Origin of the sequence: Methylorubrum salsuginis (genome assembly GCF_900114375.1) — a bacterium.
Classification (GTDB): domain Bacteria; phylum Pseudomonadota; class Alphaproteobacteria; order Rhizobiales; family Beijerinckiaceae; genus Methylobacterium; species Methylobacterium salsuginis.
Map to the genome: position 1 here is coordinate 86728 of NZ_FOSV01000015.1, position 13184 is coordinate 99911.

Here is a 13184-nt window from a genome sequence, read left to right on the forward strand (position 1 = left end):
ATCGAGACGCAATTCGGCAAAGAAGGTCGTGGTCAGCGCTCGGAGCGCGGCCGGCGCAGAGCGTAGACCAGGGCACCGCCACTCATCAGGGCGAGGGCGTACCACGTCAGGGCGTAGACGAGGTGGTCGTTGCGGAACGCGACGACAGTGAGGCCGCCGACCGGGAGGCCGCCGGGATTGGGCGTCGCGTCGGCGTCGATGAAATAGGGCGCGACGTCACGCAGGGTCCGGGCGGCGGCGAGGGCCGACACGTCGCGGGAATACCAGCGGTCGGCGGCCGGATCGTTGTGACGCAGGAAGCCGCCGCCGGGTTCCGAGAGGCGTAGCAGGCCGGTGACGGTGGATTCGCCGGCCGGTTCGGCGCGCTCGGAGCGGTCCTTGCGGTCGCCGGGGACGAAGCCGCGGTTGATCAGGACCGTGGTGCCGTCGGCCTGCACCAGGGGTGTCAGGACCCAGAAACCGGCGCCGCGCTCGGTGAGGGCCTGCACCAGGGCCGCCCGATCGTGCTCGAAGCGGCCGGTGACGCGGACCCGACGATACTCGATCGCTTGTCCGTCCAAATGCCCCCATTCGGTGCTCGGGGGCGGCGCGACGGGTTCGGCGCGCAGGCGCGCCTCGACGCGGGCGATCAGGTCGAGCTTCCAGGCGCGGCGCTGGACCTGCCAGGTGCCGAGGGCGAGGAACACGCCGACGAGGCCGAGCCCGGCGAGCGCCAGGACGGCCCGCCGGACATCGAACCCCCGCGACACCGGATCCGGCCTACGGCGCGTGGCGCGCGTCGTCGGCGGTGATCGGCATCATGTTGGTGTTGAGGTGGTGCATCACCCAGATCGAGCCGCACAGGGTGATCACGACGATGGTGACGGTGAAGATCAGCGCCAGGAAGGTCCAGCCGCCCTCCGACTTCGTGTTCATGTGCAGGAAGTAGACCATGTGGACCACGATCTGCACCACGGCGAAGCCGAGGATGACCACGCCGGTGATCAGCTTGTCGCCGATCACGTCGCCCATCACCAGCCAGAACGGGATCGCGGTCAGGATCACCGACAGGACGAAGCCGGTCACGTAATCCTTGAACGAGCCGTGGCCGTGGACCGCACCGTGTCCGTGATCGTCGTGACCGTGGCCGTGATTTGCGGCGTGTCCGCTCGCGCCGCTCATTGCAGCACTCCCATCAGGTAGACGAAGGTGAAGACGCCGATCCAGATCACGTCGAGGAAGTGCCAGAACATCGACAGGCACATCAGCCGGCGCTTGTTCTCGACAATCAGGCCGCGCTGGCGCACCTGCAGCATCAGCACGGAGAGCCAGATCAGGCCGAAGGTGACGTGCAGGCCGTGGGTGCCGACCAGCGTGAAGAACGAGGACAGGAAGGCGCTGCGCTGGGGCGTGGCGCCCTCATGGATCAGGTGCGCGAACTCATAGAGCTCGATGCCGATGAAGGCCGCGCCGAACAGGCCGGTGACGGCCAGCCAGAGTTGGGTCTTCTGGACGTCCTCACGCTCCATCGCCAGCATGGCGAAGCCGTAGGTGATGGAGGAGAACAGCAGCATCGCGGTGTTCACCGCGACGAGGCTCAGGTCGAACAGGTCCTTCGGCGAGGGCCCGGCCGCGTAGTTGCGGCCGAGCACGGCGTAGGTGGCGAACAGGACCGTGAAGATGAGGCAGTCGCTCATCAGGTAGATCCAGAAGCCGAGCATCGTGCTCCCTTCCGGGTGATGCTCGCCCGCGAGATCCTGGAAGGACGGCTCGTCGGCCTGCGCCACACCGTCCCGGTGCAGCGCGTCGGTTGCGTAGCTCGCCATCTCGATCAGGCCCGTCCCGCCACGGCGAGGGCGTCCGTCCGCTGGGCTTCGGTGCGGACGACCGTCTCGGCCGGGATGTAGAAGTCACGGTTGTAGTTGAAGGTGTGGGCGATCGCGACGACCAGGGTCGCCACCGCGGTGAGCGCGGCCAGCCACCAGATGTACCAGATCATCGCGAACGAGAAGGCGATGCTGATCACGCCGAGGATGACGCCGGTGGCGGTGTTCTTCGGCATGTGGATCGAGTGGAAGCCGGTCACCGGCCGCTGGAAGTTGCGGGCCTTCATCTGCCACCACGCGTCGAGCTGATGCACGACCGGCGTGAAGGCGAAATTGTAGTCCGGCGGCGGCGAGGAGGTGGACCATTCGAGCGTCCGGCCACCCCAGGGATCGCCGGTCACGTCGCGTAGCGCCTCGCGGTTTTTGATCGAGACCGCGAACTGCACGATCATGGCGCCGATGCCGATGGCGATCAGGCCCGCGCCGATGGCGGCCACGACGAACCAGGGCTGGAGCGAGGGATCGTCGAAGTGCTGGGCGCGGCGGGTGACGCCCATCAGGCCGAGCACGTAGAGCGGCATGAAGGCGACGTAGAAGCCGATGGTCCAGAACCAGAAGCTGACCTTGCCCCAGAACTGGTCGAGCTTGAACCCGAAGGCCTTGGGCCACCAGTAGTTCACGCCGGCGAACATGCCGAACAGCACGCCGCCGATGATCACGTTGTGGAAGTGGGCGATCAGGAACAGCGAGTTGTGGAGCACGAAGTCGGCCGGGGGCACGGCGAGCAGCACGCCGGTCATGCCGCCGATGACGAAGGTGACCATGAAGCTCACGGTCCACAGCATCGGCACGTCGAACCGGATCCGGCCGCGATACATCGTGAACAGCCAGTTGAAGATCTTGGCGCCCGTCGGGATCGAGATGATCATCGTCGTGATGCCGAAGAACGAGTTCACGTTCGCGCCCGAGCCCATCGTGAAGAAGTGGTGCAGCCACACAAGGTAGGACAGGATCGTGATCACGACTGTCGCGTAGACCATCGAGGTGTAGCCGAACAGGCGCTTGCCGGAGAAGGTCGAGGTGATCTCCGAGAACACGCCGAAGGCCGGCAGGATGAGGATGTAGACCTCCGGGTGACCCCAGATCCAGATGAGGTTGAAGTACATCATCGGGTTGCCGCCGAGGTCGTTCGTGAAGAAGTGCGTGCCGACGTAACGGTCGAGGGTCAGCAGCGCGAGAACGGCGGCGAGGATCGGGAAGGCGGCGACGATCAGCACGTTGGTGCAGAGCGAGGTCCAGGTGAAGATCGGCATCTTCATCATCGACATGCCGGGCGCGCGCATCTTCACGATGGTCGCCACCAGGTTGATGCCGGACAGCGTCGTCCCGATGCCCGCGATCTGCAGGCCCCAGATATAGTAGTCGACACCCACCCCCGGGCTCATGTCGGCCCCCGAGAGCGGCGGGTAGGCGAGCCAGCCGGTGCGGGCGAACTCGCCGACGAACAGCGAGATCATCGTGGTGACGGCACCCGAGACCGTCATCCAGAAGGAGAAGTTGTTGAGGAACGGGAAGGCGACGTCGCGGGCGCCGATCTGCAGCGGCACGACGTAGTTCATCAGCCCCGTGACGAACGGCATCGCCACGAAGAAGATCATGATCACGCCGTGCGCCGTGAAGATCTGGTCGTAGTGGTGCGGCGGCAGGTAGCCTTCGTTCGCGCCGAACGAGATCGCCTGCTGCGAGCGCATCAGCAGCGCGTCGGCGAAGCCCCGCAGCAGCATCACGAGGGCCAGCACCACGTACATGATGCCGATCTTCTTGTGATCGACCGAGGTCACCCAGTCCCGCCAGAGCGGACCCCAGAACCGGAAATAGGTGATGGCGGCCAGCACCGCGAGGCCGCCCACGGCGACGCCCGCGAAGGTCACTTGCAGGATCGGCTCGTGGTAGGGGATGTCCGCGAGCGTCAGACGCCCGAACAGGAGCCGCTGGAGGTCCGTGTCAGAGAACATGGGGTGTCTCGTACCGTAAATTCTCGTCGTGGATTCGCTTGGCCGACGGATCAGTTGTTGAGCTGGTTGGGCGCGGGCGAATTCTCGCCCTTGCCGTGCGGACCGTGGTCCTTCGAGTCGGACGGCTTGTCGCTGCGCGGCGCGTGGTGCGAGGCTGGGCCGTTGGCGCCCGGAGCCTCGTCGCCGCGCTCGGCGTGGCGGTTGTCGTATTGCAGCCGCTCGGCATTCTCGCGGCTGTCCTTGCCGGCGCCGCCCTTGGCGTCGATGGCCATCATCTCGTGCATGCACATCTTGCCGGGGATGGCGCACATGCCGAGGATCGAGCCGAACAGGCCGTCGGCGACCGACGAATAGTAGGTGACCGGCACCTGCTCGCTCGGGCGCTCCAGTTCGAGATAGGCGTCGCGCGACAGGTCCTTGCCCTCGGCCTTCGCCTTGGCGATCCACTTGTCGAAGCCGTCCTTGTCGAGGCCGTGGAACTTGAAGGTCATGTGCGAGAAGCCGGTGCCGCTGTAGTGCGACGACAGGCCGTTATACGCGCCTTCCTTGTTGATCACCGCGTGCAGCTTGGTCTCCATGCCGGGCATGGCGTAGATCATCCCGGCGAGGGCGGGGATGTAGAAGGCGTTCATCACCGAGGAGGCCGTGATCCTGAAGGTGATCGGACGATCGACCGGCGCGGCCGCCTCGTTGACCACCGCCACCCCGTATTCCGGGTAGAAGAACAGCCATTTCCAATCGAGGGCGACGACCTGCACCTCGAGCGGCTTGGTGTCGGCCGGCACCGGCTTGCCCGGCTCGATGCGCGAGAGCGGCCGGAACGGGTCGAGGGTGTGGGTGCTGATCCAGGTCAGCGCGCCGAGCGCGATGATGATCATCAGCGGCGCGGTCCAGATCACGACCTCCAGCGCGGTCGAGTGATCCCAGTCGGGATCGTGGCGGGCCTGCGTGTTCGAGGCGCGGTAGCGCCACGCGAACAGCAGGGTCAGCGCGATCACCGGGACGATGATCAGCAGCATCAGGCCGGTGGAGGCGACGACGAGGTTGCGCTGCTGCAGCGCCACGTCGCCCGAGGGGAACATGACCTGCAGGTTGCAGCCCGCGAGCAGGGGCAGCAGCGGCAGCAGCAGGACGCCGCGCAGCAGGCGGCGTGCGGCGCTTCCGGGCGCGCGGGAAACTTGCATGGCCGAGGGTGTCACCGATGGTCCTGCCACGGGTCTTCGTTCCATCTCATGGGTCGCGCCGCGGCGACCGCGTTCGGTTCGTCCCGGCGCCGCACCGGCGGCCGGGACGCTCAAGCGAAATCACATCTGCCGCAGTTCGGAGCGGTCGAGGGAGAGCGCCAGCAGCGTCGCGAGCGCGCCCGACAGCAGGTACACGCCGACGAGGGCGAGCCCGTACTCGGTGGAAAGGTACAGCACCACCAGGGGGGCGAAGCCCGCGCCGAACAGCCAAGCCAGGTCGGAGGTCAACGCGGCGCCGGAGTAGCGGTAGCGCTGGCCGAGCCGCGAGGTCACGGCGCCCGCGGTCTGGCCGTAGGACAGGCCGAGCAGCATGAAGCCGACATTGACGTAGATGGTCTGGCCGATGGCGTTCTCGCCGAAGATCAGCGGCGCCAGGATCGAGCCGCAGGCGAAGACGGTGATCAGGCCGGCGCTGATGATGAGGATGTTGCGCCGCCCGATCTGGTCGGCGATCAGCCCCGAGGCCGCGACCGCGCCGGCGCAGATGATGGCGCCGGAGAACTGCACCATCAGGAAGTCGCCCGCCGAACGATCGCTGTTGAGGGTGTTCCACGCGATCGGGAAGATCGTGACGAGGTGGAACAGGGCGAAGCTCGCCAGCGGCACGAAGGCGCCGATCCACACGTCGAGGGCATGGTGACGGGTGAGGTCGACGATGCCGACGGGCTGGAGATGGCCCTTGTCGAGGAGGCGGGTGAATTCCGGCGTCGCGATCAGGCGCAGCCGCGCGAACAGGGCGACGACGTTGATCGTGAAGGCGCAGAAGAACGGGAAGCGCCAGCCCCAGTCGAGGAAGTCGTCCGGCGTCAGGTTGACGACGAAGAACGAGAACAGGGCGCTGGCCACCATGAAGCCGATCGGCGCGCCGAGCTGCGGGATCATGGCGTACCAGCCGCGGCGCTCGCGCGGGGCGTTGAGGGCGAGCAGCGAGGCGAGCCCGTCCCAGGCGCCGCCCAGCGCGAGGCCCTGGAGGATGCGCAGGACCGCGAGCAGCTCGATCGCCACCTGACCGATCGCGTTGTAGCTCGGCAGGAAGCTGATCGCCGCGGTGGAGCCGCCGAGCAGGAACAGCGCGATCGTGAGCTTCACGCCGCGGCCGTAGCGCTCGTGGACCTTCATGAACAGGATCGAGCCGATCGGCCGCGCGACGAAGGCCAGCGCGAAGATCGCGAAGGAATAGAGCGTCGCGGCGAGCGGCTCGGCGAAGGGGAAGAAGACCTTCGGGAACACCAGCACCGAGGCGATGCCGAAGACGAAGAAGTCGAAATATTCCGATGCGCGCCCGATCACCACGCCGAGCGCGATGTCGTTGGGGCTGACGTGGCCGTGGCTCATCGCCACCTGCGCGTCGCGCTCGAGGGAACTCGAATTGGCCGATGCGGGGTTGGTGGTCATCGCGGGCAGCCGGCTCGCCTCTAGCACTATGGCCGCGCCCGTCTTCGGTGTTCACGCGGCGTTCGGCTTGTGCCTAGCGGATGGGATACCATCCGCAAAGTGGATTCGGCGTCGCGGCCGGTCCGGCAGTTCGGCCATGCAGCGCAAGCGCGGCTCATGCATTCTGGCGCGCGACGCGGCGGAATAATGCATGAGCCGCACCGCGCCGATGCGTCCCGATTCGGCGCGCGCTCAGTAGCGCAGGAAGAGATTGAGCGAGAGGACGTGGTTGACCTCGACGCGCGCGGCCGGCGCGTTCACCGTCTGGTTGAGATAGCCGAGTTCGACCGTGGATTTGCCCTGGAGCGGGATTTCGAGCCCGACGAAGGTGCGGATCTGGTCGAAGCCGGCCCGCGCCCCCCAATCGGTGTCGTTCAACGCCACGAACACCTCGCTCGACACCAGGGCCTTGAGGCCGCTCGTGTCACCGAAGATCGGATGGGAGGCGCGCAGCATCTCCCGGAACCGGAAGCCGACATCGCGCCCGTCGGATTGCCAGCGCTGCTCGAACCGGGTGCGCGAGGACAGCTTGAAGCGTTCGAATTCGCCGATCTCCCAGCTGAGCTGCTGGAAGCTGCGGTCCTCGGCAAAGCCCGGCAGCCCCGCGGGCGTGTTCTCGACGCGGGCGTAGCCCTGGTAGATCGTGAGCTTGTCGTCGAGCTTCCAGCCGACGGCCGGGCGCAGGATGAGCTGATCGAGCCGGGAGATGTCGCCGCCGAAGCGCGGCTGGACCTCGGCGAAGTAGGTGACATCGCCGTAGGTGCCGAACAGGGTGGTGTTGAGCCAGAACTGGGTGTCCTGCGCCGCGGCGGGGCTCGCCGTGACGAGGGCCAGGGCCGTCAGGAGGGAGCGCGTCCGGCTGGGCACGAGGGGGACCTCTGGCGGCGTTGACCCGCAACCCGTCTGCGGCACGGGCTCAGATGTCGGGCCTGGCGGGGGCGGGGTCCAGCGTTTTGCGGCGTGACGGGGCGGTGACGATGGGGCTGTGGCGCTTCGGTGACAGGCAGGTTCCTGCGATGGCCGCCCATCCCCTCGCCCCGCAGACGGGGCGAGGGGCTCTCACCGGCTATCCCCGCGCCGTTCCCCGCGGCGGCGCCTTGATGCGGTACCAGCCGACATAGAGGGCGGGCAGGAACAGCAGCGTCAGGAAGGTCGCGGCCAGGATGCCGCCGATCATCGCGTAGGCCATCGGCCCCCAGAAGACCTCGCGGGCGATCGGGATCAGGCCGAGGCTGGCAGCCGCCGCCGTCAGCAGGATCGGGCGCATGCGGTGGCGCGTGGCCTCGACCACGGCGTCCCAGGGGGCCATGCCTTCCGCCTCGCATTCCTCGATCTGGCTCACCAGGATCACGGCGTTGCGCACGATGATGCCGATGAGCGCCAGGATGCCGAGGATCGCCACGAAGCCCATCGGCTTGTCGAAGAGCAGCAGCGCCGGCACCACGCCGATGAGGCCGAGGGGTGCCACCGAGAACACCAGAAACAGTTTCTGGAAGCTCTGGAGCTGGATCATCAGGAACAAAGCCATGGCGAGCAGCATCACCGGCACCACGGCGGCGATCGGACCCTGGCCCTTGCCGGCCTCCTCGACCGCGCCGCCGGTGGCCAGCGTGTAGCCCTCGGGCAGTGCCTTCACGTAGGCGTCGATGGCGGGCTGGAGCGCGGCCACGATGGTCGGCGGCTGGGTCGCGTCGGTGATGGTGGCCCGCACCGTCACCGTCGGCACCCGGTCGCGGCGCCAGACGATGGGTTGCTCGAGGTCGTAATCGATCTTGGCAAACGCCAGGATCGGGACGACCGAGCCGTTCGAGAGCGTGACCTGAAGGCTTTGCAGCGTGTCGAGGGAGGAGCGCTCGATGGCGCGGGCCCGGCCGACCACGTTCACGAGGTAGATCGAATCGCGCACCTGCGTGATCGCCTGACCGCCGACGACGCCGTTAAGGATGCCGGCGATGTCCTGGCTGGTGACGCCGAGCTGACGTGCCTTGTCCTGGAGGATCTCGACCCGCAGCACCTTGCCGGGCTCGTTCCAGTCGAAGGTCGGCACGGCCACGCGCTTGTCGGTGGCGACCACGTCGGCAAGCTTGAGCGAGAGGCGGCGCACCTCCTGGATGTCCGGGCCGGACAGGCGATACTGGATCGGCCGCCCCACGGGGGGCCCGAGGTTCAGGGGCTGGACCAGCACGTCGGTGCCGACGAAGTCCCGCCGCCCGATCGTCTGCAAGCGCGCCAGCACGTGATCGCGCACCTCGAGCGACTTCGTCACGATCACGATCTGGCCGTAGAAGGCGTTGGCGAGCTGCTGGTCCAGCGGCAGGTAGAAGCGCACCGCGCCCTGGCCGACATAGGAAGACCAGCGCTCGATGTCGGGATCGCCCTTGAGATGGGCCTCGAACCGGTCGAGCTGCGCCTGGGTCTCGCGGATGGTGGCGTTCTGCGGCAGCGTCAGGTCGACGAGAAGTTCGGCCCGGTCGGAGGACGGGAAGAACTGCTGCTGCACGTGGCCCATGCCGACGATCGCCAGCGCCATCAGCCCGACGCAGAGCGCCACGGTGATCCAGCGCAGCCGCATGGCCAGGCGCAGCACCGCCATGAAGGCGCGGGTGAACAGGCCCTGCTTCTCGGCATGGTGCTTCATGGTCTTGGGCAGGATCGTCACGCCGAGGAGCGGCGCGAACAGCACCGCCACCACCCAGGAGACGAGGAGCGAGGCCGCGATCACGACGAAGAGCGAGTAGGTGTATTCGCCTGCCGACGAGCCGTTGAAGCCGATGGGCAGGAAGCCCGCCACCGTCACCAGCGTGCCGGTCAGCATCGGGAAGGCGGTGGAGGTGTAGGCGAAGGTCGCGGCCTTCTTCAGGTTGTCGCCGAGTTCGAGACGCGCCACCATCATCTCGACGGTGATCATCGCGTCGTCCACGAGCAGACCGAGCGCGATGATGAGGGCGCCCAGCGAGATGCGCTGGAGCGTGACGCCCATCACCTGCATCACCACGAACACGATGGCGAGCACGAGCGGGATCGAGATCGCCACCACGAGCCCGGCGCGCAGCCCGAGGCTGACGAAGCTGACGAGGAGCACGATGACGACGGCCTCGACCAGCGCCTTGGTGAAGCCGCCCACCGCCTCCTCGACGATCTTGGGCTGGTCCGAGACGAGGTGGATGCCCACCCCGATCGGCAGCTTGCCCTCGACCACATGCATGCGCGCCTTCAGGTCCTCGCCGAACTTCAGGAGGTTGGCGTTGGGCCGCATGGCGATGGCGAGCCCGATGGCCGGCTTGCCGTCGACCCGGAACATGGCCGCGGGCGGGTCCTCGTAGCCGCGGGAGATCTCGGCGACGTCGGCGAGGCGAAAGAAGCGGTCGTTGAAGCGCAGGTTCACGTCGCGCAGCGACTCTTCCGAGGTGAACTGGCCGCTGACGCGCAAGCTCACGCGCTCGGGGCCCGCCTGGACGACGCCGGAGGCCGCCACCGCGTTCTGCGATTGCAGCGCCTTGATCAGCGCCTGGATGTCGATGCCGTAGCCCGCGAGCTTGCGGGTGGAGAAATCGAGGTCGATCGTCTCGCCCTGCACGCCCATCAGCAGGGTCTTGCCGATATTGGGCACCTTGAGGATCTCGGTGCGCACGCCCTCGACGTAGTCGCGCAGCTGCCGATGGGTCAGGCCGTCGGCGGTGAAGGCGTAGACGTTGCCGTAGACGTCGCCGAACTCGTCGTTGAAGGCCGGGCCCTGCACCCCTTGCGGGAAGGTGTGCTGGATGTCGCCGAGGCGCTTCCGGACCTGATAGAAGGCCGGCTGGATCTCTTCCTTCTTCGTGGTGTCGCGGAACTGCACGAAGACGGTCGATTGCCCCGGCGTGGTGTAGCTGCGGACGTAGTCGAGCGCGTTGATCTGCTGCAATTCCTTCTCGATCCGGTCGGTGACCTGATCCAGCGTGTCCTTGATGGTGGCGCCGGGCCAGGTCGCCTGCACCACCATGGTCTTGATGGCAAACGGCGGGTCCTCCTCGCGGCCGAGCCGCGAATAGGCCATCGCGCCGGCCGCCAAGCAGACCAGCATCAGGAACCAGACCAGCGAGCGGTGCGCGAGCGCCCAGTCGGAGAGGTTGAAGTCCTTCACGGGAAAAGCCTTCTTCCGCTTCAGCGCGGTTCGTCGGGCAGGCGAACCGGCTGCCCGTCGCTCAAGGAATGGACGCCGGCCACGACCACGCGGTCGCCCGGCTGCAGGCCGCCGCCGACGCTGACCCGCGGCCCGTCATCGGGCTCGGCGGTGAGGGTCACGTCGCGGCGCGTCACCTGCTGCTTGCCCTCGCCCGCCTCCGACACGATCCAGACCGAGCGCCGCCCGTCCGTGCTCAGGAGCGCGGTGGCCGGCAGCAGGAAGCGGCGCGGGGTCGGGCGCACCAGCGAGACCGTGATGGTGGCGCCCAACCGGAAGGCCGGACCCGGATTTTCCAGGGTCATGCGGATGCGGCGCGTGCGGGTGCCGGAATCGGCGAAGGGCGCGATCTCGCGCACCCGGCCCCGCGCCGTGATCTCCGGCGCGCTCTGGAGCGAGACGGTGAACACGCCGTCCTGCGGCATCGCCCCGACCAGCGTCTCGGGGATGTCGACCACCGCCTCGCGGGTCTCGGGCCGGGCGAGCGTGACGATGCCCTGGCCGGGGCTCACCACTTGGCCCACCTCGGCGAGGCGCTGGGTGACGACGCCGTCGAAATCGGCGTGCAGCTCGGTATAGCCGATCTGGTCGCGCGCCTTCTGCAGGCTGGCGCCGGCCTGCGCCAGGCGCGCCTGGGCGGTGTCGCGCCGGGCCACCGCCGCGTCGAGCTGGGCCTGGGTGACGTTGCCGCCCTCCATCAGGCGCCGCGTGCGGGCCTCGGTGGCGGCGGCGTTCTCGGATTGCGCCCGGGCGTCGGCGAGTTCGGCCTCGGCGCGGGTCAAGTCGAAGCGCGAGACGATGGGGTCGAGGGCCGCGAGCCGCTGGCCCTTCTTCACCACGTCGCCGACGGTGACGTCGCGCGCCACCACCCGGCCGCCGATCTGGAAGCCGAGCTGCGACTGGTAGCGCGGCTCCACCGTGCCGGCGAAGGGGCCGAAGATCACGCTCTCGGTGGGCTCGGCCAGCGTGGTCAGGACCGGGCGCACGGGGGGCGGGCCGGGCTCCTCCTGGGAGGGCTGGCAGGCCGCGAGGGTGAGAGTCGCCAGGGATACGACGGCGCGCAACGCCCAACCCTCCCCCCTCTGCGGGGGAGGGTGCCCCGCGGATGCGGGGCGGGAGAGGGGAACCACGCTTCCGGAGATAACTGGACAATCGCGGCCAAGCGGCACCGTGGTTCCCCTCTCCCGGCCCCCTTCGGGGGCCACCCTCCCCCGCAGAGGGGGGAGGGACGCGGCGGAGGCGTTGCGCCTTAAAAAGATCACTTGCCGCCCTCCGCCACGCTCGGCGCCACCGCCACACGCTGGCCCGGACGCAGGAACTGGATGCCGGCGACCACCACGGACTCGCCCGGCGCGACGCCGCCCTTCAGCACGATGTCGGCCCCGCCGTAGCGGTCGATCTCAATCCGGCGGACCGAGACCGTGCCGGTCGCCGGATCGTGGATCCAGACGGCGGGCCGGTTCTCGAAGCGGTAGAGGGCGGACCAGGGCAGGACCACGGCCTCGCGCCCGCCGAAGCGCCCGCGCCCGATCACCACGGCGCCGAGCGTCATCGCGGGCGGCGTCGCTTCGAGGCCCATCTTGACCCGCACCGTGCCGCTCTGCGGATCGACGGTCGGCGAGATTTCCCGCACGCGGCCCACCGCCGTCACCGACGGGTCGGACTGGAGCACGACCTGGATCGCCTTGTCCTCGGGCGGGTTGGCGGTGAGCGCCTCGTAGACGTTGAACACCGCGTCGCGCGGGCCGTCCTGGGCCAGCACCATCACGGACTGGCCCGCCTGCACCACCTGCCCGACCTCGAAGGTGCGGCTCAGGACGATGCCGGACACGCCGGCCCGCAGCTCGGTGTAGGAGAGCTGCTCCTCCGACGTGCCCAGAGCCGCCTTCGCCGAATCGACCGCGGCCTGGCTCGTGCGCAGTTGCTGCTCGGCGTTGTCGTAGCTCGGGCGCGTGGTGTAGCCGCCGGCGAGCAACTGCTTCTGGCGCTCGAAGGTGACCTTGGCCTGGGTGAGCTGTGCCTCCGCCGAGACGAGGGCGGCCTTCGCGTTGTCGAGGTTGGCCCGCTGCACCAGGGGCTCCAGCACGGCGAGCACCTGATCGGCGGCGACATGGTCGCCGACCTCGACCCGGCGCTCGGATACCTTGCCGTTGGTGCGGAAGGCGACGTTGGTCTGGGCCTGGGCCTGGATGTCGCCGGTCAGCACCACCTCCGCGGCCACCGGGTTCTTGCGCGCCTCGACGACGCGCACCAGCACCACGGAGGGATCGTCGAAGGGGTCTACCTCCCGCGGCGCCGCCTTCGCCGCATCGTCCGCCGCGCGGGCCGGCAGAGGCGCGAGCGCCAGCAGGGAGAGGGCGCCGAGGGCGCAGACCAGAGGGGAAGCCTTTGGGAACATCGGCCGAGCTTTCCAGGCGCAGACCCCGCAGGGCGCGCCGCCGATCGGACGGCGACGCGTCGAGGGGGCGCTATCGCCGCGCAGACTTATCGTCTATCTTACCGACCGTCCAGACGGTTTTTGCGG

The 13184-nt window shown here is 68.4% G+C and carries 10 protein-coding genes; all 10 read right to left on the minus strand.

What is annotated here, in order from left to right:
• Nucleotides 1-32 precede the first annotated feature (32 nt).
• The gene (locus BM140_RS17120; RefSeq protein WP_091949048.1) at nt 33-749 is read right to left on the minus strand and encodes an SURF1 family protein; all 717 of its coding nucleotides are present in this window, start codon (nt 747-749) and stop codon (nt 33-35) included.
• 10 nt (nt 750-759) lie between these two features.
• On the minus strand, nt 760-1161 hold the full coding sequence (gene cyoD / locus BM140_RS17125) for a cytochrome o ubiquinol oxidase subunit IV (RefSeq protein ID WP_091949052.1): 402 nt from the start codon (nt 1159-1161) through the stop codon (nt 760-762).
• On the minus strand, nt 1158-1805 hold the full coding sequence (gene cyoC / locus BM140_RS17130; protein ID WP_091949055.1) for a cytochrome o ubiquinol oxidase subunit III: 648 nt from the start codon (nt 1803-1805) through the stop codon (nt 1158-1160). Before cyoC ends, cyoD begins: the two co-directional genes overlap by 4 nt.
• A 5-nt stretch (nt 1806-1810) precedes the next feature.
• Nucleotides 1811-3820, minus strand: coding sequence for a cytochrome o ubiquinol oxidase subunit I (gene cyoB, locus BM140_RS17135; RefSeq protein WP_091949058.1), 2010 nt, complete (start codon nt 3818-3820; stop codon nt 1811-1813).
• Between the two features lie 50 nt (nt 3821-3870).
• On the minus strand, nt 3871-5004 hold the full coding sequence (cyoA, locus tag BM140_RS17140) for a ubiquinol oxidase subunit II (RefSeq protein ID WP_244535471.1): 1134 nt from the start codon (nt 5002-5004) through the stop codon (nt 3871-3873).
• Nucleotides 5005-5124: 120 nt separating this feature from the next.
• The gene (locus BM140_RS17145) at nt 5125-6459 is read right to left on the minus strand and encodes an MFS transporter (protein WP_091949064.1); all 1335 of its coding nucleotides are present in this window, start codon (nt 6457-6459) and stop codon (nt 5125-5127) included.
• A 231-nt stretch (nt 6460-6690) separates the two neighbouring features.
• Nucleotides 6691-7365: a DUF2490 domain-containing protein gene (locus BM140_RS17150; protein WP_091949067.1), complete on the minus strand. Its 675-nt coding sequence runs from the start codon at nt 7363-7365 to the stop codon at nt 6691-6693.
• Between the two features lie 199 nt (nt 7366-7564).
• Nucleotides 7565-10621 (minus strand): efflux RND transporter permease subunit, encoded by a 3057-nt coding sequence (locus BM140_RS17155; RefSeq protein WP_091949070.1) that lies wholly within the window; start codon nt 10619-10621, stop codon nt 7565-7567.
• Nucleotides 10622-10641: 20 nt separating this feature from the next.
• The gene (locus tag BM140_RS17160; RefSeq protein ID WP_091949073.1) at nt 10642-11724 is read right to left on the minus strand and encodes an efflux RND transporter periplasmic adaptor subunit; all 1083 of its coding nucleotides are present in this window, start codon (nt 11722-11724) and stop codon (nt 10642-10644) included.
• A gap of 194 nt (nt 11725-11918) precedes the next feature.
• Entirely contained in the window at nt 11919-13058 is a 1140-nt protein-coding gene (locus BM140_RS17165; protein WP_091949077.1) for an efflux RND transporter periplasmic adaptor subunit, read from the minus strand.
• Nucleotides 13059-13184 lie beyond the last annotated feature (126 nt).

Bases quoted from the DNA above. Each gene is read 5' to 3' on its own strand.
- cyoD (WP_091949052.1), bottom strand. From the start codon at position 1,161: ATGAGCGGCGCGAGCGGACACGCCGCAAATCACGGCCACGGTCACGAC.
- cyoC (WP_091949055.1), bottom strand. From the start codon at position 1,805: ATGGCGAGCTACGCAACCGACGCGCTGCACCGGGACGGTGTGGCGCAG.
- cyoB (WP_091949058.1), bottom strand. From the start codon at position 3,820: ATGTTCTCTGACACGGACCTCCAGCGGCTCCTGTTCGGGCGTCTGACG.
- cyoA (WP_244535471.1), bottom strand. From the start codon at position 5,004: ATGCAAGTTTCCCGCGCGCCCGGAAGCGCCGCACGCCGCCTGCTGCGC.
- BM140_RS17145 (WP_091949064.1), bottom strand. From the start codon at position 6,459: ATGACCACCAACCCCGCATCGGCCAATTCGAGTTCCCTCGAGCGCGAC.
- BM140_RS17165 (WP_091949077.1), bottom strand. From the start codon at position 13,058: ATGTTCCCAAAGGCTTCCCCTCTGGTCTGCGCCCTCGGCGCCCTCTCC.